At 57.0% G+C, this 23,641-nt stretch carries 14 protein-coding genes; 12 read left to right on the top strand and 2 right to left on the bottom strand.

Annotation, left to right across the window (positions count from 1 at the left end):
* Position 1: 1 nt before the first annotated feature.
* Positions 2-1,396 carry a DEAD/DEAH box helicase gene (locus BUC36_RS14220; protein ID WP_073276328.1) on the bottom strand — a complete coding sequence of 465 codons (1,395 nt, stop codon included), beginning with the start codon at positions 1,394-1,396 and terminating at the stop codon, positions 2-4.
* 489 nt (positions 1,397-1,885) lie between these two features.
* Between BUC36_RS14220 and BUC36_RS14215 the strand changes: the two genes are divergently transcribed.
* The 4 genes from BUC36_RS14215 (at position 1,886) to BUC36_RS14200 (ending at position 6,182) form a co-directional block, all read left to right on the top strand.
* Positions 1,886-2,485, top strand: coding sequence for a GNAT family N-acetyltransferase (locus BUC36_RS14215; protein ID WP_159436025.1), 600 nt, complete (start codon positions 1,886-1,888; stop codon positions 2,483-2,485).
* Positions 2,486-2,617: 132 nt separating this feature from the next.
* Positions 2,618-4,129, top strand: a complete 1,512-nt coding sequence (locus BUC36_RS14210; RefSeq protein WP_073276324.1) for a CoA-acylating methylmalonate-semialdehyde dehydrogenase — start codon at positions 2,618-2,620, stop codon at positions 4,127-4,129.
* A 119-nt stretch (positions 4,130-4,248) separates the two neighbouring features.
* Positions 4,249-5,136 (top strand): 3-hydroxyisobutyrate dehydrogenase, encoded by an 888-nt coding sequence (gene mmsB, locus BUC36_RS14205; protein WP_073276322.1) that lies wholly within the window; start codon positions 4,249-4,251, stop codon positions 5,134-5,136.
* A 269-nt stretch (positions 5,137-5,405) separates the two neighbouring features.
* Positions 5,406-6,182, top strand: a complete 777-nt coding sequence (locus BUC36_RS14200) for a FadR/GntR family transcriptional regulator (protein WP_073276320.1) — start codon at positions 5,406-5,408, stop codon at positions 6,180-6,182.
* Between the two features lie 295 nt (positions 6,183-6,477).
* Here BUC36_RS14200 and BUC36_RS14195 read toward each other — a convergent pair whose 3' ends face one another.
* A complete protein-coding gene (locus BUC36_RS14195; protein WP_234995005.1) occupies positions 6,478-9,558 on the bottom strand; it encodes a TonB-dependent receptor in 3,081 nt (1,026 codons plus the stop codon).
* A 434-nt stretch (positions 9,559-9,992) separates the two neighbouring features.
* On the opposite strand from BUC36_RS14195, the gene BUC36_RS14190 reads away from it, so the two are divergent.
* The 8 genes from BUC36_RS14190 (at position 9,993) to BUC36_RS14155 (ending at position 23,438) form a co-directional block, all read left to right on the top strand.
* Positions 9,993-12,263, top strand: a complete 2,271-nt coding sequence (locus BUC36_RS14190; protein WP_084536084.1) for a chondroitinase-B domain-containing protein — start codon at positions 9,993-9,995, stop codon at positions 12,261-12,263.
* A 21-nt stretch (positions 12,264-12,284) separates the two neighbouring features.
* A complete protein-coding gene (locus BUC36_RS14185) occupies positions 12,285-14,528 on the top strand; it encodes an alginate lyase family protein (RefSeq protein WP_084536082.1) in 2,244 nt (747 codons plus the stop codon).
* Between the two features lie 20 nt (positions 14,529-14,548).
* A complete protein-coding gene (locus BUC36_RS14180; protein ID WP_073276318.1) occupies positions 14,549-14,890 on the top strand; it encodes a cupin domain-containing protein in 342 nt (113 codons plus the stop codon).
* A 14-nt stretch (positions 14,891-14,904) separates the two neighbouring features.
* The gene (locus BUC36_RS14175; protein ID WP_073276317.1) at positions 14,905-16,203 is read left to right on the top strand and encodes an MFS transporter; all 1,299 of its coding nucleotides are present in this window, start codon (positions 14,905-14,907) and stop codon (positions 16,201-16,203) included.
* Between the two features lie 57 nt (positions 16,204-16,260).
* Entirely contained in the window at positions 16,261-17,010 is a 750-nt protein-coding gene (locus BUC36_RS14170) for an SDR family NAD(P)-dependent oxidoreductase (protein ID WP_073276315.1), read from the top strand.
* A gap of 37 nt (positions 17,011-17,047) precedes the next feature.
* Positions 17,048-18,022, top strand: coding sequence for a sugar kinase (locus BUC36_RS14165; protein WP_073276313.1), 975 nt, complete (start codon positions 17,048-17,050; stop codon positions 18,020-18,022).
* A 461-nt stretch (positions 18,023-18,483) separates the two neighbouring features.
* Positions 18,484-21,378, top strand: coding sequence for a TonB-dependent receptor (locus BUC36_RS14160; RefSeq protein WP_073276311.1), 2,895 nt, complete (start codon positions 18,484-18,486; stop codon positions 21,376-21,378).
* A 212-nt stretch (positions 21,379-21,590) separates the two neighbouring features.
* Positions 21,591-23,438 (top strand): polysaccharide lyase family 7 protein, encoded by a 1,848-nt coding sequence (locus BUC36_RS14155; protein ID WP_234995004.1) that lies wholly within the window; start codon positions 21,591-21,593, stop codon positions 23,436-23,438.
* Positions 23,439-23,641 lie beyond the last annotated feature (203 nt).

The raw sequence follows: 23,641 nt of genomic DNA, 5'->3' as shown, positions 1-23,641 counted from the left end.
GTCAGGCAGTTTCGGTGCTGCGCGCCGGACGTCTGCGGCGGCGCGGACGCTGCGCGTCACTGCGCGGGGCCTGATCGCCGCGGCCTTCCCCGCGAGGCTGTCCATTGCGAGTCTGGCCATTCCGACTCTGGCCGCTGCTTCCCTGACCGTTGCCCTGGCCACCGCGACGCTGACTGTTTCCGCGGGAATTACCGCTCGGCTTCTGGCCTTCACCGCGGCGGGTCTGCAAGCCGCGCGACTGGCCGCCGGATTCCGGCAGCTGGTGTTCGGGCTCAAATCCCTCAATCTCTTCCCGCGGTACCGGCTTCTTGATCAGCCGTTCGATATCCCGCAGTTGTTTGATCTCGTCCGCACTTACCAGTGACACCGCCTGGCCGCGGGCGCCGGCGCGGCCGGTGCGGCCGATGCGGTGCACATAGTCTTCCGGCACATTGGGCAAATCGAAATTCACCACCTGCGGCAGCTGGTCGATATCGATACCGCGCGCGGCGATATCCGTTGCCACCAGTATCTGTACCTTGCCGTTCTTGAAATCTGCCAAAGCTTTTGTGCGCGCGTTCTGGCTCTTGTTGCCGTGAATCGCCGCCGCGCGGATCTTATCCGCCTCCAGCTGCTTCACCAGTTTGTTGGCGCCGTGCTTAGTGCGGCTGAAAACCAGTGCCTGGTGCCAGTCGTTCTCGCGGATCAGGTGGCTCAGCAGCTTCTGCTTGCGTGCCTTGTCCACCGGGTGCAGCTTCTGGAGCACGGTTTCCGTGGTGGTGTTGCGCGGGCTGACATCGATCTCCAGCGGATCCTTGACCAGCCCCTTGGCGAGGGCGCGGATCTCCGGCGAGAAGGTTGCCGAGAACAGCAGGTTCTGGCGCCGTGCCGGCAGGACTTTCAGGATGCGCTTGATATCGTGGATAAAGCCCATGTCCAGCATGCGGTCGGCTTCATCCAGTACCAGTGCCTCCAGTTTGTCGAAGCGGATGGCACGCTGGTTGTAGAGATCCAGCAGGCGACCGGGAGTCGCCACCAGAATGTCCGCACCGCCGCGCAGGCGCATCATCTGCGGATTGATTTTGACTCCGCCAAACACCACGGAGTGACGCAGCGGCAGGTATTTGCTGTAACCCTGCACATTGTCGAATACCTGCGCCGCCAGCTCGCGGGTCGGCGTCAATACCAGTGCGCGCACCTGGTTGTTGCGCGCGCGCTCGCCCTGGGACAGACGGTGCAGCAGCGGCAGGGTAAAGCCGGCGGTCTTGCCGGTGCCGGTCTGCGCGGCCGCCATAATATCGCCGCCTTTCATCACGGCGGGAATCGCCTGCGCCTGGATCGGCGTGGGTTGGCTGTAGCCCTGTTCCGCCACGGCGCGGGCAATTTCCTGGGCCAGGCCCAGATCTTCAAACAACATAGAAAAACCTCAGATTGAGCCTCGGGCACAATCGAAATACGTTCGCCCGTTGTGGACGAAGAAAAAAAATCGGAGTGGGTAAACCCGCGCTAGGACGCTCGGTTTGCACAGCCGTCAAGTAACCGGGAAACAACACCGGTATGGCGCGGCATTCAGTAGAGGGTTCCGGGAAGAATTCTGGGAAAAAATTCCGGGGAGGCTGCCGGCAATCGACCGGCCTACAGATGACGCAGCTGATAAGGATCAGCGGCGGCACTATAACACAAGGTTTCTGACTGTATAGTTTTATTTTGCAGATGCGATTCCGTTCTAGTGAGGCCACCTGTTAAACGAATTACATCAATGACCGGCACCGCATTGGGATCCACAGTCAGTCACCGTAGCATAGCAATACGGTTGCACAAGCGATCGCGGGCTCTGTGGAAATTAAATTTCTGTTGAGGAACTTTAAAGAAACAACTGCGAAAAGCAGTCAGGAGGTAGATGAATATGTCTACCTACAACAGTATCTGCAAAAATTACGAAGCGGAAACGGTAACCTTGGGCAACGGACGCAGGGTACTAATCCGTCCTGTGTGCCGGAATGACGGCCAGCTTGAAAAAGATTTGATTGAGGGGTTGTCACCCGAGACGCGCCGAGACCGTTTTATTGGCGGTAGCTGTAAGGCCAGCGAACAGCTGATCGAACTGTTGACCGACAACGATCACCAGCGACATGAGGCTTTTATTGCGGTGGCCAACAGCAACCATTCGCAGCGGGCAGTAGCGGTAGCCCACTATGCACGGGATGACGATGGACACGGCTGTGAATGTGCGGTGGTCGTCAGCGATGACTGGCAGGGACTGGGCCTTGGCAGCCTGATGCTGGAGCGGTTGATCGACTCCGCACGCGAGCATCATCTCGAACGGATCTACTCCATCGAATCCGCCGATAACGTGCGCGTGAAGAGCTTCGCCAAATCCATGGGCTTTACGTGCAAGGCGGATCCGCGCGACTACACGCTGCTGACTTATACACTCGACCTGCAGCGGCCGGCTTTCGGACCGACCAAGGCCGCAGCGCAGAGGGTCGCCGCCCGCGCCCATTAACCGGGCGCGTACAGCGGCACTAACTCCAGGGAGGCTACTCGCGGCGCGCCTGCGAAAACAGGCGCGCCACTTTGCTAGCCCGATTGCCACCTGCACCTAAACTGTTCATGCATCGCTATCCGGGTGAACCGCATGGACAAAACAATTCCCGCCAAGCTGCCGCTTTACCTGCACGGCAGCTGGGTGCAATCCCACAGTCACGAATGGCTGGATGTAACCAACCCCGCCACCGGTGAAGTGCTGACGCAGGCGCCCTATACCACCGAAGACGAACTGCAGCGCGCCATCGACTCGGCGAGTGAGGCCTTCCAGAGCTGGCGCCAGACGCCGGTGCCGGCCCGCGCGCGACTGATGCTCAGGTACCAGGAGCTGCTGAAGCAGCACCAGGAGGAACTGGCGCAGATTCTCTGTGAAGAGACCGGCAAGACCTTCGAGGATGCCAAGGGCGATATCTGGCGCGGCATCGAAGTGGTGGAGCAGGCGGCCAATATCGCCGCGCTGATGATGGGCGAGACGGTGGAGAATGTGGCAACCGCCATCGACTGCTATTCGTATCTGCAGCCGCTGGGTGTCTGCGCCGGCATTACCCCATTCAACTTCCCGGCGATGATTCCGCTGTGGATGTTTCCGATGGCAATCGCCTGCGGCAATACCTTTGTGCTGAAGCCCTCCGAACAGGACCCGATTACACCCTGCAAGCTGGCGGAACTGTTCGAGGAAGCCGGAGCGCCCAAGGGCCTGCTACAGGTGGTGCACGGCGGCAGGGACCAGGTGGACTTCCTGCTCAAGCACCCGGACATCAAGACCATTTCCTTTGTCGGCTCGGTACCGGTGGGCCAGCATATTTACCGCACCGGCACCGACCACCTGAAACGGGTTCAGGCATTTGCCGGCGCCAAGAATCATATGGTGGTGATGCCGGACGCCAACAAGCAGGCCGTGCTAAACAACGTCGTCGGCTCCTCGGTCGGCGCCGCCGGACAGCGCTGCATGGCCATCTCCGTGGTGGTGCTGGTGGGCGAGGCGCAGCAGTGGATTCCGGAGATTCGCGACACCATGGCGAAGGTACGCCCCGGCGTGTGGAAGGATCCGAAGGCGGACTTCGGCCCGCTGATTTCGCCCGCCGCGCGCGAGCGGGTGCAGAGCTATATCGCCAAGGGCAAGGCCGAGGGCGCCAACTGCCTGCTGGACGGCTCAGCGGTAACCGTGGACGGCTATCCCGATGGCAACTGGCTGGGCCCGACGCTGTTTGCCGACGTCACGCCTGAGATGTCGATCTATACGGACGAAATCTTTGGGCCGGTTTTGTGCCTGGTGAACGCCGACACACTCGACGATGCCATCCAACTGATCAACGACTGCCCCTACGGCAACGGCACCTCGATCTTTACCTCGAGCGGTGCCGCGGCGCGCAAATACCAGCACGACATTTTAGTCGGCCAGGTGGGCATCAACGTCCCCATTCCGGTGCCGCTGCCGTTCTTCAGCTTTACCGGCTGGCGCGCCTCCTTCTACGGCGACCAGCACGCCTACGGCAAACAGGCGGTGCGCTTCTATACCGAAACCAAGACGATCACCGCGCGCTGGTTCGATGCGGATATCGAACACGCGGAACACCCGAACATGACCATTCACCTGAAATAAATCGCAGCTGGATATCCATGTAGGATGGGCAAAGCGAAGCGTGCCCATCAACTCCGTGGAAGATGGGCACGTCGCTGCGCTCCTTTGCCCATCCTACGGCTTGAAGGCGGGAAAAAGATATGAGCAAGACAGTCGCATTCTTCGGCCTCGGCCATATGGGGGGACCCATGGCCGCCAACCTGGTCAAGGCGGGCTTTAAGGTAAAGGGCTTCGATCCGGTGGCCGCATTGCAGGATATCGCTACCAGCCGCGGGATCGGCAAGGCATCCTCACCCGTCGAAGCCGTAGCCGGCGCGGACTACGTATTGAGCATGCTGCCGAATGGTGAAGATGTCGAAGCGCTGTATATCGACCGGGAAAAACTGCTCGACCATATCGCCGACACGACACTGGTCATCGACTGTTCCACCGTCGCCGCCAGCAGCTCCAGGCGCCTGATCACAGAGGCGCAGCTGCGCGGGCTGAACGCCATCGAGGCACCGGTGTCCGGCGGCGTCGCCGGCGCTGCCGCCGGCACGCTCAGTTTTATGTGCGGTGGCGACGCCGCCAATGTCGAGCGCGCGCGGGAAGTGCTGCAGCATATGGGCAGCAATGTCTTCCACGCCGGCCCAGCCGGCGCCGGCCAGACCGCAAAGATGTGCAACAATATGCTGCTCGCCATCCACATGATCGGCACCGCCGAGGCACTGCAGCTGGGCGTCGACAACGGCCTCGACCCGAAAGTGCTGTCGGAAATCATGCTGAAAAGCTCCGGCGCCAACTGGTCCCTGGAGAAATACAATCCCTATCCAGGCGTCATGGAGAGTGTGCCAGCCAGTAACAACTATGAAGGCGGCTTTATGGTGAAGCTGATGTGCAAGGATCTGGGGCTGGCGCAGCAGGCGGCGACCGCAAGCAGGTCTTACACGCCCCTGGGTTCTCTGGCACGCAATCTGTACGGCTTGCACAGTTTGGCGGGAAATGAGGAGCTGGATTTTTCCAGTATCCAGAAACTGATCGGCAAATAGGCGGGGCGACCATCAGCGTGCGGCCCCGGCCAGGCACAGCCCCCGGCTTGCGATTCGCCCGATCCAGCAGGCTTCCCGGACGATAAAGGCCCCTCTAACCCCGGAACCCATCAGCCCCAGCCATCATACCAATACCTATTGCCTGTAAGACCAATTGTGATACCATCCCCCATTGCAAGTTCGGGCTTCCGACAGGTATTCCTGCGACTTCATGGAAGTCCGGAATAATAGACTTCTGGAGGCCTATATCTCGTAGCCGGAGAGATTTAATGAAGCTCGACCATACGCCTAGTGGCCGCCGTATATACCAGCAGGTTGTGGAAAAGATGCTGGCATTGCTGGATCGAGGTGAGTTCCCGCCCGGTGTAAGATTGCCCTCTGAGCGTGAGCTGTCGGAAATGTTCGAAGTGAGCCGCCCGAGCATCCGCGAAGCAATCATCGCCCTTGAAGTAATGGGAAGGGTAGCCGTGCGAACCGGGTCCGGTGTTTACGTCATCGAGCCGGTTAACGCCTATGCAGACAGCAAAGATTTCAGCCCGTTCGAACTCACCGAAGCCCGCGTGCTGGTAGAAGGTGAAGCGGCCGCGCTGGCCGCCACCATGATCACCGAGGAGCAGCTGGAAGACCTGCGCAATGCCTACCGGGATATGGTGCGCGAAAACGAGGAGGGCAACCTGACCTCCGAGCGCGCGGACCGGAAGTTTCACGAAGTGATATCCCGCGCGACCAACAATCGAGTTCTGATGAGCTCTATCAACAGGCTCTGGGATATTCAAGAACACTCTCCGGATATTCAGTCAGTGCACAAGTCCGTGTGCAAAAAAGATGGCCAGAAACGCCTCGCCGAACACAAGGCCATTTTGCAGGCGCTGGAAAATCGCGACGCCTGTGCGGCGCGCCGCGCTATGCGCCTGCACTTCAGCCGATCACTAAACGCCCTGCACGATGCTTCCGAGGCAAAGGCCGTTGAGGTCGTACGCAAGGAAGTTTCCGAGCGGCGCAAGCGCTTTTCCATCGACCGTCTGGGAGAAGGCGCCGGCATTTAATCTCCAGTCCGCCCCCTAAAAGACCATCCGGCTGTTTTTACAAATACAGCCCGATGGTTTTTTTATTGCCCTCACCACAACACACCGACGCAAAAAAGCCCGCATGGGGCGGGCATAAAGTTTCGGGCGGGGAAGCCCATCTCTGGAGAAGAGACAATCAAACAAACTGAGCTGGCAGGCCTTTGCAAACTCGCTTAGGCCCGCATTCATTGTGGGGAGGGGATTGCATACAACGCCCCTCCCCTGTTGAAACGCACTGACGGGCAGTACGCTTCAACAACCAGGCAGACGCTGTTTAGAACTTCGCTTTTAGCCCCAGGAAGACGCGCGGACCGTAGCTGTTCAGCTCACCCAGGTTATCGCGGGTAAAAAAGTACTGCTTCTTAGGCTCGTCAAACAGATTGATAGCTTCGAGACTCAACTTCACATTGTCGGTGAGCTGGTAGGATGCGCGCGCTTCCCAGACACCTACGTCACCCACGTAGCGCAGGCGGGTGCCATTGCCGGTGTAGGGCTGGAAGTACTCGCTGCGGTACTTGTAGATCAGGCTCGTGTCGAGATCGCCGATCTGGTAATACAGTTGACCGGAGAATACATTCTCGGAAAAGCCGGGGATATTGCCCGGAGCAATGATGCCGATTTTCTCGGACACCGCATTACCGCTTTCATCCAGCACTACAGAGTCGCCGTACAGGCTGTCTTCAAACTCGAAGTCCGAGTCGGCGTAGTTGTAGCTCGCTTTCACACCCAGGCCGCTCAGGTAACCCGGCAGATAGGAGAAACGGTGGGTGCCAGTTACTTCAAAGCCGGTCAACTTGCTAGTATCATCATCGGTGCGCGTGATGGCAAAATCAGCCGGAATGGTTTGGCCGTCTACCTGGAAAGTCTCGGTAACCAGCGCGGTTTCGAAGCCACCCTGGAAGCGCTTGTGGTACACGCCAAACGCCAGCATGGTGTCGTCATTCGGGTACCACTCGATGGCGGTATCGAAGTTCCATGAAGTCAGCGGCTGCATGTTTGGGTTGCCGTCACCATCCACACCATCCAGCAGATCGGCGATATCGACGATATCGTCGGAGCCATTGGTGTCGAATGCGCGCTTGTAGCCCAGGTCAGACGGATCCGGGCGGGACAGGCCGCGATAGACTGCGCCGCGCACCAATACGTCTTCCGCCACATCGGCGACCAGGTTCAAACTCGGCAGTACTTCGGTGTAGTCACCGCCGGCAGTTACACGCTCAAGATCCGCACCTTCGATCTCATCCATGGAGTAAGTGCCATCATCGTTGGTGGTGATGGTGTAGGGCGTACGGTAGCCCACGGACTCCACTTCGGTCTGCACCACGCGCACACCAACATTACCGTGTACCGGGGTACCAGCCAGGGAGCTGTCGAAGTCCGCCATTACATAGGCAGCTGTGGTGGTTTCGGTCACATCCGTGACGCCTGCACTCACGTCTTCCAGTTCCGGATATGCAAAACCTTCTCCCGCATAAGCCAGGATCATGTCGGTTACACACTGGGTATCGAAGGTGGCCCACTCGTTAGTTCTGCCGGTCACGTTACCATTCTCGTCCACCATGGTGACGAGGCTACCGCTGCTCTCGGCGCTCATGAAATCGCTTTCCGGGAAAGCAACCGCACAACTGTTGTTGATTTCGGCAATAGCAGCAGCACCCGCCTCGGAACCACGGCTGATGCTGAATTCATCACGTGCCGCACCCAGATCTACGTATTCCAGCTCGGAGAAACGCAGACCACCGCGAACGGCGGTAATCAAGTCGCCGTCCAGGCGCAGATCGAAATCGGTGCGGAAAGCTTCATTGCTATTGCGACGATCTACATCGTTATCGATACGAGTACGGTAAGAGTCGGAGAACAGGGTGCGATCGGTTACGTCAAAATCGGCAACCGTGTACTGGCGGATTCCGGAGTCCATATCCCACTGAACCATGGGACGGTAGTTGGAATCCTCACCGAAAATATCGTCGTTGTCAGACTGAGTACGCACTGAAATCTGCAGCTCTTCGCGTGTCGTCTCAGAGAAAGAGTAGTCCGCGGAAACGGTCAGGTTGTCGGTGAAAGCGTAGGAAACATTCAACCCGTAGCCCAGATAGTCCTCTGTGCGGGAATACAACTCACTGTTGGATTCGATCGCGGTCTCACCAGCCCAGTTCAGTACGGTACCGGTGTCGGACACCACCAAGGATTCAGCGGTAACACCCGGGGTCACGCGCTTCATATTGGCGAAGTTCAGATCGTGGCGCTGCTCCGCCTGCACACGCTCGGACTGCTGCAGGTCGAAATTGATATCGGTCCTGTCGTTGGGCTGGAATTGCAGCGCCACGAATATGGAATCGCGCTCGTCGGAAGTGTCGTTCTGGCGATAGCCATTGGAGCTAGGCGCAAACGCAAAGGCGGTGCCATCACTAACTGCTTTTCCAGTATCGGGATCTACGCTTGTGATGTAACCCTGATTGCTGGAGCCATCGATCTGATCCTCACAATCACCGCTGGAACCGCGGTAAAAACCTTCATTGGTATTGCTCGGATCATTCAAACACGCGTAGAGGGAAGTGCCACTGGGGCTGGAGGAACGCATCTCGGATTCCGGCTGGGAGATGTCGCTCTTCTGGTAACCCAGGGAGACACCGAACGCCATGCCATTATCAAACTCAAACTGGTCCACATAGCTGGCTGTGCCACGGAAACCGAGATCACCGGCCATGGGATCGTCGATATTAGACTGGTTCGGGTTGAAGTTGGCCTTGGTATCAATCTGGATGCGCTGCTGGCCATACTCCAGCGGCTTCAGGGTCTCCAGCTCGATCAAACCGGCCACACCTCCTTCAATCAGGCTGGCGTCCTGAGTCTTGCGGATAGCGACCTTGTTCATCAGCTCGGAGGGGAACTGGGAGAAGTTTACCGAGCGGTCGCCACTACCGTTGGTGGCGGAACGACCATTAAAAGTGGTTGCGCTCAGGTAGGGACCCATGCCGCGGATGGAGATTTCGGTAGCACCGCCATTTTCGCGATGGGATGAGGCACCGGTGACGGACTCCAAGGCTTCACCGATGGACAGCGCCGGCAGCTCACCAATTTCGCTGGCGGAAAGGCCGTCGACGATGGTAACGGAATTACGCTTGATATCGATGGTGGATTGAATGGTGGCGCGGGTACCGGTAACAACGACCTCTTCCACCCCCCCTGCAGCTTCGTTGCCGCCCGTTTCCTGTGCATGCGCGACACCCATATATGACACCGCCGCTATCGCACTTACCAGAAGTGACTTTTTGAAGCCTTTTTCGGCAAAGCCACCCTCTTTAGAGCTTCTCTCCAACGCCATTACATCTACGCCTTTATTATTATTACGCATGATTACCCCCAAGGAAGTCTGCGCATATTGATATTAACAAGGCGCACCCCCTTGTGGCGCACCTTTCTTTTCTCACATCGCGGTTTTTCTTATCAGCTATTTGACCAGTGACAACCGAATTGGCCGGCTGCCCGCGATCTGGCCAGCACAAACTCTCACCCACCAACCATACAGTCAACCAATTTTCAGAAAATCTTCACATTTTGGACTGACCCCTGATCACTTTTTGTGCATCACCGCAAGCCAACCCCCTTTTTGCACCAAATTGGAACATCTTTCACGACAACTGGTTAGTCAAATTGGTTGACACAGCCTTTTTACCAATTTACGCTGCCCCTACAATAAATCCTCGGCACCTTATATGCGCCTTTTTGGTGCTTTGAGTTGCACAAGCCGCGGCACAAAAAATCCCAGCGAGAACAGTCCAAGTGATCATGAGAGCTTCAGGAATCCACCGCCTACTGGCCGCAACTCTGCTCACATGCGGGCAGGCCTCCATTTTCTGTACCCAGGCCATGGCCGAGGAATACCTGGTCGGAGACCAAAAGGAATACGCCGAGGTGGCGAAAAGTCTCGAGGCTGGGGATACGGTGGTGCTGGCCAACGGGGTGTGGCGCGACTTTGAAATTTTGTTCGCTGGAAAAGGGGAAAAAGAAAACCCAATCACGCTGAAAGCGCAGGACAAAGGCAAAGTGATTCTGTCCGGCCAGTCAAACCTGCGGCTCGCCGGAGAGTATCTGATCGTTTCCGGACTGGTATTCAAAGATGGTTACTCGCCCAGTAGCGAGGTGGTGGCCTTCCGCCGCAACAAACAGCATCTGGCCAACAATTCCCGAGTGACCGAAATTGTTATCGAGGACTTCAGCAAGCCCGAACGTATGGAGTCCGACTACTGGGTGGGCATTTACGGCAAGAACAACCGCTTCGATCACAGCCATCTGTCCGGCAAGCGCAACAAGGGTGTGACCCTCGCCGTTCGCCTGGACAGCGAGGAAAGCCGCGAAAATCACCACCGCATCGATCACAACTATTTCGGTCCGCGCCCAACACTGGGTTCCAACGGTGGCGAATCACTGCGTATCGGCACCAGCCATTATTCCCTGACCGATTCCATGACCGTGGTCGAAAACAACTTCTTCGATCGCCGCGACGGTGAAGTGGAAATCATTTCCGTCAAGTCCGGCAAGAATATCCTGCGCAATAACACTTTCTATGAGTCCCGCGGCACCCTGACTCTGCGTCACGGCAACGGCAATCTGATTGAAGGCAACGTATTTCTGGGCAACGGTGTGGATCACACCGGCGGTATCCGCGTGATCAACGCAGACCAGATCGTGCGCAATAACTATCTCGAAGGTCTCACAGGCTATCGATTTGGGAGCGGGTTCACCGTAATGAATGGTGTCCCCAACTCTCCCATCAATCGCTACCACCGGGTGGTGAATGCGAGAATCGACAACAATAGTTTTATTAATGTGGACCATATCCACCTGGCCGCCGGTAGTGACCAGGAGCGCAGTGCCGTACCACAAGACTCCATCGTTTCCGGTAATATTTTCTATACCGAGAACGGCCAGTCTCCCTTTTCCGTGTTCGACGATATTTCCGGTATTACCTTCAAAGGCAACCTGTCCAATGGGTTTGTGGATCGGAAGATCCACGACGGAATCGACGAGGGTATCGGAAAGCTGCGCCGCGCCGAGAACGGCCTGCTCTACCCGGTCGATAAAGCGGCGGCGAAAAAAGGCGCAAGCAAGGATTTGCGTGTAACCACTAAGGAAATGACTGGCGTTTCCTGGTATCCCAAGTCCGAACTCACAACTCCGTTCAATAGCGGCGAAACCATAAACGTGCGGCCTGGTGAAGACGCCCTGTTCGACGCCATCGCCAGCGCTTCCGATGGCGATACCCTGGTTCTGGAGAAGGGTACCTACAACGCGCGCAAGCGCCTGCAAATCGACAAAACCCTGACCATCAAGGCGAAAAAAGCGGGCCAGGTTACCCTGACCGGTGAGCGCCCGGTGATGTTCGAAATTGTGGATGGCGGCAGCCTGTCCCTGGATGGCCTGGTGATTTCCGGGGCCAACAGCCCGGACAACGCGGGCAACACCCTGATCCGTACCGCGGTATGGGGCATGCTGAAAAACTACCGTTTTTCCATGACGAACAGCCGCGTGGAAAACCTGGATACCAATCACTCCTACCACTTTTTTGATTCCGGCAACCGTGCGTTCGCCGACGACATCACGATCAAAAGCAATACTTTTGAAAATATCACCGGCGATTTCCTGCGCCTCAATAAAGAGCAGGATGACCTGGGTATCTACAACGCGGAGTACGTGACCGTCTCCGGAAATAGCTTCAACAAGGTGCAGGGTGCACTGGTGGATCTTTACCGGGGCGGCACCGATGAAAGCACTTTCGGCCCGCATCTTGAATTCAGCCACAACAGTGTACATGCGTCCGGCGAAGGCAAGCGCAACAAGGCGCAGGCGCTGATCAAGCTGCACGGTGTACAGGTGACCGATATCCGAGACAATCGGATCGAAAACAGCGCAGGCATCGTGGTGGTGCATACCGTCGGCGAGCCGATTACCCGTATCGCCAGGAATCAGTTTTTCAAGACGCCGCTTCCGGGCGTCAAGGAGCTGGTAGCCGAAGGCCCGCACACCGCGGTGCTTGCCAACAACGAAGTCAAAAACTGATAAAAACGTAGAACCATTATCATGTTCGGCAATCCTGTCCCCCAAAAACGCAGCGCACTCGCGACATGTATAGCGCTGGCGGCCGGCGTATCGGCCGCCGCCCTGACCGTGAAGCCGCTGTCTGTATTCGCCGCAGAACACCCCAATCTGGTGATCAGTGCGGCAGATATCGACGCTATGCAGGGAGCGGTAGAAAAACCCGGGCGGTTTCGCGCAGCATTCCTGTCCACACAATCCTCCGTGGATCTGGCATTACAGGCGCCGATTGCAGTTCCCGTACCCGCGGATGCGGGTGGCGGCTACACGCACGAACAGCATAAGAAAAACTACCAGCTGATGTACAACGCCGGCGTGCTTTATCAAATTACCGAAAATCCGAAGTACGCCGAACGGGTGCGGGATATGCTGCTGGCCTATGCAGATTTATATCCCACCCTGCCACTGCATCCCAAGCGCCGCCCGGGAGCCAAAAACCCCGGAAAATTGTTCTGGCAAAGCCTGAACGAGGCAGTATGGCTGGTCTACACCATTCAAGCCTACGATCTGATCCGCCCCTCACTGACTGATGCGGAAGCGGAAAAAATTGAGCGGGGCGCGCTGCGTCCGGTGGTGAAGTTTCTCTCCGTTGAATCTCCGGAGACCTTCAACAAGGTACACAACCACGGCACCTGGCTCACCGCCGGCGTGGGTATGGCCGGTTACGTGCTGGACGAGCCGGAGTGGGTGGAGCAGGCGCTGCTGGATCTGGATAAATCCGGCAGGGGCGGTTTCCTGCGCCAGTTGAGCACGCTGTTCTCCCCGGACGGTTATTACAATGAAGGCCCCTATTACCAGCGCTACGCGCTGATGCCCTTTGTGACCTTTGCCAAGGCCATCGACAATAACGAGCCGGAGCGGGGGATTTTCGAGTACCGCGATAGCATAGTGATGAAGGCCATCGATACCACCATCCAGCTCAGCTACAACGGTCTGTTCTTCCCGATCAATGACGCAATAAAGAGCAAGGGCATCGATACCTCGGAGTTGGTTCTGGGTGTCGCCACTGCCTACGGGGAGTCGGGAAATGCCCAGCTGCTGGAAATCGCGGCACAGCAGGACCGGATTCTGCTGACAGGCGACGGTCTGAAAGTGGCCCAGGACCTGGACGCCGGCAAACAGCAGCCGTATCAGTTCAAGTCCATGGCCTTCCGCGACGGCAAGGACGGCAATGAAGGTGCGCTTGTGGTCATGCGACAGCAGCTGGATGGCGACCAGGCTCTGATATTCAAGCCCGCCGCCCAGGGCATGGGGCACGGCCATTTCGACAAACTCAGCTGGCAGTTTTACGACCGCGGTGCAGAGATCGTTACCGACTACGGCGCCGCGCGATTCCTGAACGTTGAATCCAAGAACGGTGGCCGTTATCTGCCGGAAAACGAGACCTGGGCAAAACAGACGGTAGCGCATAACACGGTAGTGGTCGATGAGACCTCTCACTTCGACAACGATTTGAAGTCCGCCAACAGGCATCACCCGAAACTGCAGTTTTTCCACGCTGATAACCAGGTGAAAATCAGTGCGGCGAACATTGATTCCGCCTACCCCGGCGTAACCCTGACCCGCACCATGGCACTGGTTAACAGTCCGGGCGATGGCAGCACTTTTGCCATTGACCTGTTTGATGTTAAGTCAGAAAAACCACACCAACTGGACCTGCCGGTACACTATAACGGGCAACTGGTAGACACCAGTTTTGACCTGCGCGGATTTACCGACAGTATTTCCGCCCTGGGCAAAGGCAACGGCTACCAGCACCTGTGGCTAAAGGCACGCAGCAAACCGGATTCCGGTCTTACCCAGATTACCTGGCTCAATGACAACGGCCGCTTCTACACCCAGTCCAGCCTGGTAGATGGCAACACCGAAATTCTGTTTACTGAACTCGGCGCCAACGACCCCCACTTCAACCTGCGCGCAGAGAAATCCTTTATCGCCCGACGCAACAAGGTGCGCGAGCACACCTTTGTCAGTGTCTTGGAGCCCCACGGCGAGTACAACCCCGCACAGGAATTCACACTTGAGGCGGAAAGTAAGGTGCGCGAGCTGGACCACAAAAAGATTGGCGATATCGAACTGGTGGCGATCGAAAGCAACGCTGGTGCCACGCAACTGCTGGCATTCAACCGCAATCCAGTTGCCTCAGCATCGACAGAAAGTTCGTTCGAATACCGCGGCATTAACTACGCCTTTAGCGGCCGGGCCAAACTTTTTCTAATTACCAATTAATTGATTCTGTGGAGTAATTCATGCCTGCAACCGATGCTTTTGTGCAGTCCCATGATATCGAGGTCGAGGATCTCGGCGGCGGCATAAAACGCCAGATCCTCGGCCACGATGACAACCTGATGGTTGTTCGTGTGTGGTTTGAAGAAGGCAGTATCGGCTATGTGCACCAACACCGGCACACCCAGGTAAGTTACGTGGAAAGCGGCGAGTTCGAAGTGCAGGTAGGCAACCGCAAAAAACTACTTAAAGCGGGAGATAGCTTTTACATAGCACCGCATGTAGAGCACGGTGCTGTGTGCAAAAAGTCCGGCGTATTGATCGACACTTTCAGCCCATACCGGGAAGATTTTCTAGAAGCCTGAGCAGGATAATAATAATGAGAAATTTACGTTGGACCATTGTGTCCCTGGTGGCGCTGGCCACCATTATCAACTACATCGACCGAACTGCACTTTCAGTGATGTGGCCGGGCATTGCCGATGATCTCGGCATGGACAGCCGCGACTACGCCGACATCATGAGTGTTTTCCTGATCGCCTATGCTATTGGCCAGGCGGTGTTCGGGCGAATTTTCGATGCGATCGGCACTCGTATCGGCTTTATGTTGTCTATTGTGGTCTGGTCGATCTCCATCGCGATGCACTCCCTGGCAACGTCCGTGGCGAGTTTCAGCATTTTCCGTACCCTGCTGGGATTCGGCGAGGCGGGTAACTGGCCCGGCGCCACCAAGGCGAATGCGGAATGGTTTCCGGCCAAAGAACGTGCCCTGGCGCAGGGAATCTTTGGCGCCGGCGCCTCCGCGGGCAGCATCATCGCGCCGCCGCTCGTGGCCTTTCTCTATGCATTCCTGGGCTGGCAGGCGACTTTCGTTGTGATTGCGCTGCTCGGATTTATCTGGCTGGTACCCTGGCTGATCATTTACAAAAGTGGTCCGGACGCACATCCGTGGATTACTCCGGAAGAGCGTGAGCTGATCCTTTCCGGGCAGATTACCGCCGAAAAAGATGAAGACGAATATGTCCCCTCCCTGCCGGAACTGCTTTCCCACCGCCAGAGCTGGAGCGTCATTTGTGCACGCTTCTTTATCGAGCCTATCTGGTGGTTGTTTGTGGCCTGGCTGCCGCTGTATCTCAATGACAAATTCGGCTTCGACGTAAAGGCGATTGGCGCATCCGCTTGGATCCCGTACTGCGGCGCCGCGGCGGGCGCCCTGTTCGGTGGCTGGCTGTCCGGTAAGCTGATCAGCAGTGGCTGGAGCGTCAATAAATCCCGAAAGTTTGCCGTAGTCTTAGGCGGAGCCTGTATGTTACCCGCGCTACTGGCAACGACCGTGGCAGCAACACCGGCGACGGCGCTGGCGTTGATTACCGTGATCCTGTTCGGCTTCCAGGCGGCCATCAACAATATCCAGACCCTGCCCAGTGACTATTTCTCGGGCAAGAGTGTGGCCAGCCTGGCGGGTATCAGTGGCGCCGTCGGAGTTATCAGCGTCATTACCGCCATCCAGCTGGTTCCCGTCATTACTAATGATGGCACCTATTACCCACCCTTCTTCATTCTCGGTGCTTCCCTGGTGCCGTTGATGTTGATCTCGGTCCTGTTTGTTGGGGGGCGTATCGCACCGGTGCGCAGCAAGCGGGAAAAAAAGCAATTCGCTGAAGCGGCAAACTCGTAAAACTTCAGAAGATACCTCGATAACAATTCGATTTTAAAAATATAGTTTGGAGTCAATATGAAACTGGCAAATAAAGTAGCAATCGTCAGCGGTGGGGCACGGGATATCGGCAAGGCGGTATCTCTGAAACTGGCGGCGGAAGGCGCAAAAGTGGTAGTGAACTACTACAGCAATATCCAGACTGCGGATGAAACGCTGGCGGAAATAGAAGCTGCCGGTGGCGAAGCCATCATCGTTCAGGGAGATATGACCAAGCAGGCGGACGTTGACCGCGTCGTGGCTGCAGCCCAGAAAGCTTACGGGTCCACCATTGATATTCTGGTCAACGTTGCTGGGGGCCTGGTTGAGCGCAAAACACTTGCTGAAATGGATGAAAATTTCTTCAACCAAGTAATCGCCCTGAACCTGAACAGCACCTTCCTGCTGACCAAGGCCGTCGTACCGTATATGGACGGCGGTGCCATCGTAAACCTGGCATCCCAGGCCGGTCGTGACGGCGGCGGCCCGGGCGCGTCCGCCTACGCCACTTCGAAAGGTGCAGTGATGACCTTTACCCGTGCCATGGCGAAAGAGCTTGGCCCGCAGAATATCCGCGTGAACTCCCTGTGTCCGGGTATGATCAGCACCACTTTCCACGATGTATTTACCAAAGACGCAGTGCGTGAGAATGTGGCCAACGCCACCCCGCTGAAGCGCGAGGGTAAGGCCTGTGAAGTAGCGGAAGCTGTTGCCTACCTGGCTTCTGATGAAGCGTCTTTTATTACCGGTACCAACATCGATATCAACGGCGGCCTGTTTTTCTCCTGATCATCAGGAAAATCCCGAGGTAGAAAGGCGGATCACCATGCACGAGCGCATCGCAATTATTGGCGAATGTATGCTGGAAATGAACCTGGACAGCGACTATCGCAATCACCACGACGAACCCCGCCTCGCGGCGGGACTGTCGTTCGGGGGCGACACGCTGAACACGGCACTTTATATGTCGCGCCTCGGAGCGGAGGTCGACTATGTGACGGCACTGGGCAATGACCATCTGAGCGACTGGATGATTCGCCAGTGGAAGGCCGAAGGAATCGGTTGCGATCTCGTAATGCGCGTGGAAAATTCAACCCCTGGACTTTACCTGATCGAAACCGATGACAGTGGCGAGCGCACCTTCCACTACTGGCGTGATCGCTCGCCGGCACGCCGGCTATTGGATAACGCGTCTGTGGCGCACGAGCTGTTCGAGAAGTTACGGGAAGTGCAAGCGATCTACCTTTCGGGTATATCCCTCGCCATTTTCTCTCCCTATGCGCGGGAGTGTCTGTTCAACTTCCTGGCAGAGTATCGTCGTACCGGGGGGAAGGTCATCTTCGATGGCAACTACCGTCCACGGCTATGGGGAAGTGAAACACTGACCCGCATAGCGTACGAAAAGGTCTACAGCCTCACGGATATCGCGCTGCCCACGCTGGAGGACGAGCTGGCACTATTCGGAAGCGAAGCCGACGACGACAGTGTTGCCGCGGATAAGATTATCGAGCGGCTACAGCACTGGGGCGTAGCCGAGGTGGTACTCAAAATGGGTGCGGACGGCTGCCTTGTGGCGGCCAGGAACAGCGATCCAAAACTGATTCCATCACACCAAGTGACGCCGGTGGATACTACTGCGGCAGGCGACTCATTCAATGCGGGCTTCCTCGCCAGCAAACTAGCCGGCGATTCCCTGGAGCAGGCAGCGGTGGAGGGACATCAATTGGCAGCTGCTGTCATCCAGCACCGGGGAGCCATTATTCCGCGCACCGCGATGCCCGCGCGGGAAGCTTCAAACTAATCCTCGGAGCTTTAGCTAATTTCCTATTCGATGCCGGTAGCTTCTAGAGAAAGCAGGCCGGCTGCTTGCTTCTACCTCCACTTTCCCCTGTCACGTCCCGTGGAAGTTCACGGCATGTTTTTCAATTCGCGTCCTGCACTTCATCGCCGGCTCCCCACATCTCTGATCACGACACCTAGCCCACACCCGCCCGGCATGGCAGCGCACAGTGTCATACCAATATAATTTACCAATTTTCGATAGCACGAATAAAAGCGCAAAAATATACCGTCAGTTGAAATAGCCGCCAAAATATTAACCAAGAATAAACCTTTAAAAACAACAACTTATTAGGATGCTCCAAACCTATCTTACCAGTTGATTAACCAGTATTGTTGACAGCTTTTCCGGGATTGGTTTAACTCCGTGTGCTTTTACCAATAAAAACAAAATCATTCTTACGATGAGAGGAAACCTAGCCGATGAACAACAAAAAGAAATTCACCCGGCAGTATGCGATGAGGGATCTTGGTGTATTGATGCTTTCCGCGTCCGCAACTCTGCTAGCACCCACAATTCTGGCCCAGAGCAGCTCCGAGCAGATGGAGGAAGTGGTCGCGATCGGAATTCGCCACAGCCTCGAAGCCGCCGCTGATGCCAAGCGCGATGACGCACGTGTCGTCGACGCGGTAGTAGCGGAAGATATTGGCAAATTGCCTGACAACAACATCGCCGAAGCCCTGCAGCGCGTTACCGGTGTTTCCATCAACCGCGATTTTGGTGTCGGCTCCGAGGTATCCATCCGCGGTCTCCCGCAGAACCGCGTAGAAGTGAATGGCCGCTCCACCCTGGGTGATGGCCGCAATGGGGTTAACTTCCAGGACTTCCCCGCAGACTTCCTGTCCAAAGTAGAAGTCATCAAGTCACCGACGCCGGAAATGATCGAAGGCGCCCTCGGCGGCACCATCAGCCTGGTTACCGCTCGCCCGCTGGACCTGAATGCGCCGCTAGCGTCCATTTCCGTCCAGGGCGAGTACGCGGATAAAGCGGACAACTGGGCGCCGATCATCAGCTCATCTGTGGGCGATAGTTGGGACCTGGGTGAAGCCGGTACCTTCGGCGCCATGGCATCCCTGTCCTACCAGGACCGCACACTGCGCCGCGATGAATCGCTGGTTCAGCTTCAAGTAGGCCCGGTGGACTTCAACAACGACGGCACCATTGATGCCGCCGACAATGCCAAGAACACGCCGAGCGGCAACTATGTATACGGCCGCGAGCACACCTATAACCCACGCACTGAAGAACGTGAGCGCACCGCGTTTAACGTTTCCTTCCAGTGGGCACCAGCTTCCGAACAGGGCCAGTTCTACCTGGACCTGAACGCCACCGAGCGCAGCGGCAGCCAGGGAACCTTCTCACTGCTGCACGTAGGCGGCACACCGGTAGCCACACCGGGAGTGACCTACGAAGACGGCAATGGTCAGCTGCAGAACTTCACCTACGATTCCATTCAGCCGCTACAAACCGCAGGTTCCAGCTTCCGCAATACCGAAGCCTACAGCCACGCATTCGGCGGCGAATGGAACTTCACCGATAAGCTGACCGTTAGCGGCGAATATTCCACAGCGGAATCCGACAGCTATACGCCCTTCTCCGAATTCCGCTTCCGCGGTACCGATCGCGCACTCGAAGGCGACGGTCATGCGGACGAAAACAAGTGGCTGATCCCGGTTAGATTTGTAAACAGCAACAGCGGTGCGCCGGTCGTCGACTTTGCCGATGGCTATGTGTTTACCGACCAGCAAAACCAGGCATTCCGCCGTTACGAAGATACCCGCACCTACATCGTCAACCAAGAAGACGCTCTGCGTTTTGACCTGGAATACGCCGAGCCCTTCGGGCTGGAGTGGTTATCCGCGGTCAAGACCGGCGTACGCGTAACCAGCCGTGAGTACGAGCAGAATCAGTACCAGTTCCGCATCACCAATATCTTCAAAAACCTCACCGATGCCGACGGCAACCCGGACATTATCTGGATGGAAGATATTGCCGCTCAGTTTCCGAATGCGATTACCGAGTACGACTTCTCCGGCGATGGGTTTGAGCACACCGGCATGAGCGGTGCTTACGATCTGGCGAAAGTTACTGGTTACGATGTCGGCCTGCTGCAAAACCAGCAGGCGACCTTTGACATCGTCAAGCAGCTGCTTGCCGGCACCAATATGCAGGTCGACGGAAGCCTCAGCGACAACCTCGAGTATCAGGAAGGCGCATACTCCGCAATTGGTGAAGACACCTCTGCCATGTATCTGCAGGCCAACCTGGACTTCGGCAATGTGCGCGCCGTAGTGGGTGGTCGCTATGTGTCAACCGATCTGGAAACCAGCGCCTACCAGAGCGTGGATGGTGTTTACGAAAAAGTGAGCGCCGACACCAGTTACAACGACTTTCTGCCCAGCCTGAATGTGACCTGGGATGTAACCGAAGACACCCTGATGCGCTTCGCCGCGGCCAAGGTAATGCGCCGCGCCGACTTCTCCGAGCTGAGTCCGGCGTACGCATTCCGCGATGCCTACATCGCCGCCAGCCGCGGCAACCCGGAGCTGGAACCCTACCGCGCCACCCAGTACGACATTTCCGCCGAGCACTACTGGGACGGCAATATGGTTTCCGCCACCCTCTTCTACAAGGATGTAGCCTCTTTCACGGAGCGCACCTACGAGTGTGAGAATCTGCCTGAGATCGTCGGCACACTAACCAACACCTCAGATTTCGACAAGATCTGCCTGTGGCAGGCGAATGGCATTCAGTACGCCAACGCCAGCACGCCGACTTCTGCCATGGGAATATTGACCGACAGGGTTACCAACGGCGAAGACGGCAAGGTTCAGGGGCTCGAACTGGGTTACCAGCAGGCCTTCGACTTCCTACCGGGCCGCTGGTCTGGCCTGGGTATCAGCGCCAATTACACCTACGCGGACAGTACGACACCCGATGGCGTGCCGATGGTAGATATCTCCAAAAACACCTTTAACACTCAGCTGTACTACGAGTACGAGGGTTTCGGCATTCGCCTGGCGTACACCTTCCGCGATCGCTTCCTGGACGAGGCGGAAACAAAGCGTGTACTCCCGCTGGGCGAGCTGGTGGAAGGTGCCGGTTCCGACGATCCGACACTGGGGAACGACTACCGCGAAGATCTGGCGCAACTGGACCTCTCTGCCAGCTACGACGTGACCGAAGACATTACCGTCATTGCCAACGTCACCAACCTGACCGCAGAGCCCACCATCAATACCGGCACCAACGGCACCGCCTTCCAGATCATGGAAAACGACCGTCGCTTTGTAATGGGCGTGCGCGCCAAGTTCTGATCCACACCGGGAGAGCCGGCGGTGTTGCACCGCCGGTTCTCCAATCCGGCGCCCGCTCATTTTTTCTTTCTTTTTCCAGCAGTACGGATAGCTCCGGATATTCCCGCGACCCAGTCGCGGGCAGCGTTTTCACGCAAAAGCAGCAGTCAGCGTTCGCTGCCCCCCCATGACCTACAACCCGACAAAAAAATGAGGGTCCAATGAAACGTTCGATGAAGACTTTAGCGATGAAAATCAGTTGCGCGGCAGCATTGTCTGCCTGCATGGCCAGTGCCAGCGCGGCCATTCAAAACCCCGGTTTCGAAAGCGACTGGGACAGCTGGAATGACACCGATCCCTCGGCCATTTCCGGCGTTGCCCACAGCGGCAGCAAGTCCGCGAAGATTTCCGGAAGCGGCAGCCGCGTGGAACAGCAGGTATCTGTGAACGCCGATACCAATTATCGACTCACTGCCTACGTGCGCGGTGCCGGCACCTTGGGTGCGCAGGTGGGTGATAGCACCATTAACGCCAGTGCGGAAAGTTCCGACTGGCAGCAGGTATCTGTTGAATTCAATTCCGGCAGCGCCAGCAGCATCACCGTGTTTGGTGCCTACAACGGCGACGAAGGGCGCTTCGACAGTTTCGCGCTGGAAAACCTGGGCTCCGGCTCCGGCAGTTCCTCCGGCGGCTCTTCAAGTTCCGGCGGCAGCGCCTGCACTCCCGACAGCAACCTGTCGGTAGCTTCAGCCTCCGACGACGGCAGCAACGATGGCCACGGCCCGGGCAATGTACTCGATGGCAGCCTGGCTGACGAATCCCGCTGGTCGTCCCAGGGTGTCAAATGGATCACCCTGGACCTCGGCAGTATACAGCCGGTAAAAGGCGTCGACATCGCCTGGTACAAAGGCGATCAGCGCAGCAGTTTTTTCACCATCGAATCCTCCGCGGATAGCAGCAACTGGATCACGGTACTGAGCGACGGTGAGTCCAGCGGCAATTCCGCGGACTTGGAGCGCTACGACGTTACCGATTCGGATGCACGCTATGTGCGCGTGACCGGCAGTGGCAATTCTGCCAATAACTGGAACAGCATCCTGGAAATCGATGTAATCGGTTGTGATGACGGCGACAGCTCTTCCGGCTCCAGCGGCGGTTCCGGCTCCGGCGGCTCCAGCAGTTCAGGCAGTTCCAGCTCCGGTGGTTCTAGTTCCGGCGGCAGCTCCGGCGGCGACCTCGACCCAGGCCTGCCCCCGTCCAGCAACTTCGACCTCGCCGACTGGTACCTGAGTGTACCCAGTGACAACGACGGTAACGGCAAAGCGGACGACATCAAGGAAGCGGAGTTGAACAGCGGCTACGCCAACAGCAGCTACTTCTATACCGCTGGTGACGGTGGCATGGTGTTCCGCTGCCCCATCGACGGCTACAAGACATCTTCCGGCACTTCCTATACCCGCACCGAGCTGCGTGAAATGCTGCGTCGCGGCGACACCAGCATCAGCACCCAGGGTGTGAACAAAAACAACTGGGTATTCGGTTCCGCGCCCGCTTCTGCACGCGAAGCCGCCGGCGGCGTAGATGGTGTGCTGCGCGCGACGCTTGCGGTAAACCACGTCACCACTACCGGTGACAGCAGTCAGGTAGGGCGCGTCATTGTCGGCCAGATTCACGCCAACAACGACGAACCACTGCGCCTCTACTACCGCAAACTGCCCGGCAACAGTAAAGGCTCCATCTACATCGCCCACGAGCCAAACGGAGGTAGCGACAGCTGGTATGAAATGATCGGTAGCCGCTCAAACACGGCCTCCGACCCGGCCGACGGCATCGTCTTGAACGAAGTGTTCGACTATGAGATCAAGGTAGTAGGCAATACTCTCACCGTCACTATCTCGCGTGACGGCAAACCGGATGTAGTTCAGTCAGTGGATATGAGTAACAGCGGCTACGACGTCAGCGATCAGTATCACTACTTTAAAGCCGGCGTGTACAACCAGAATAACACTGGTAACGATAGCGACTATGTGCAGGTAACTTTCTATTCACTGGTAAACAGTCACGATGGCTATAGTTACTAAGTGATTCCCGGTAGACAGGGCAGTCGAGAACCCCGACCGATGGTTGCGGGGTTCTCGACTGCCCTGTCGCTCAGCGTTTATCGTCCGCTCTTCAGCGATTACAACTGCCAAGCGGTCTTACACACCCATGGATTCTCTGGCACGCAATCTGTACGACTTACACAGTTTGGTGGGGAACGAGGAGCTGGATTTTTCCAGTATCC

Source organism: Microbulbifer donghaiensis (genome assembly GCF_900129095.1).
In the GTDB taxonomy this organism is placed as follows: Bacteria; Pseudomonadota; Gammaproteobacteria; order Pseudomonadales; family Cellvibrionaceae; genus Microbulbifer; species Microbulbifer donghaiensis.
The sequence above is the reverse complement of the archived record's forward strand: the minus strand, read 5'-3'. Positions and strand labels throughout refer to the sequence as shown.

Excerpts from the sequence above, each read along its gene's own strand:
- BUC36_RS14210 (WP_073276324.1), top strand. The coding sequence starts at position 2,618 with ATGGACAAAACAATTCCCGCCAAGCTGCCGCTTTACCTGCACGGCAGC.
- BUC36_RS14155 (WP_234995004.1), top strand. The coding sequence starts at position 21,591 with ATGAAGACTTTAGCGATGAAAATCAGTTGCGCGGCAGCATTGTCTGCC.
- BUC36_RS14170 (WP_073276315.1), top strand. The coding sequence starts at position 16,261 with ATGAAACTGGCAAATAAAGTAGCAATCGTCAGCGGTGGGGCACGGGAT.
- BUC36_RS14185 (WP_084536082.1), top strand. The coding sequence starts at position 12,285 with ATGTTCGGCAATCCTGTCCCCCAAAAACGCAGCGCACTCGCGACATGT.
- BUC36_RS14190 (WP_084536084.1), top strand. The coding sequence starts at position 9,993 with ATGAGAGCTTCAGGAATCCACCGCCTACTGGCCGCAACTCTGCTCACA.
- BUC36_RS14160 (WP_073276311.1), top strand. The coding sequence starts at position 18,484 with ATGAACAACAAAAAGAAATTCACCCGGCAGTATGCGATGAGGGATCTT.
- BUC36_RS14220 (WP_073276328.1), bottom strand. The coding sequence starts at position 1,396 with ATGTTGTTTGAAGATCTGGGCCTGGCCCAGGAAATTGCCCGCGCCGTG.
- BUC36_RS14215 (WP_159436025.1), top strand. The coding sequence starts at position 1,886 with ATGTCTACCTACAACAGTATCTGCAAAAATTACGAAGCGGAAACGGTA.
- BUC36_RS14165 (WP_073276313.1), top strand. The coding sequence starts at position 17,048 with ATGCACGAGCGCATCGCAATTATTGGCGAATGTATGCTGGAAATGAAC.
- BUC36_RS14180 (WP_073276318.1), top strand. The coding sequence starts at position 14,549 with ATGCCTGCAACCGATGCTTTTGTGCAGTCCCATGATATCGAGGTCGAG.
- BUC36_RS14175 (WP_073276317.1), top strand. The coding sequence starts at position 14,905 with ATGAGAAATTTACGTTGGACCATTGTGTCCCTGGTGGCGCTGGCCACC.
- BUC36_RS14195 (WP_234995005.1), bottom strand. The coding sequence starts at position 9,558 with ATGCGTAATAATAATAAAGGCGTAGATGTAATGGCGTTGGAGAGAAGC.
- BUC36_RS14200 (WP_073276320.1), top strand. The coding sequence starts at position 5,406 with ATGAAGCTCGACCATACGCCTAGTGGCCGCCGTATATACCAGCAGGTT.
- mmsB (WP_073276322.1), top strand. The coding sequence starts at position 4,249 with ATGAGCAAGACAGTCGCATTCTTCGGCCTCGGCCATATGGGGGGACCC.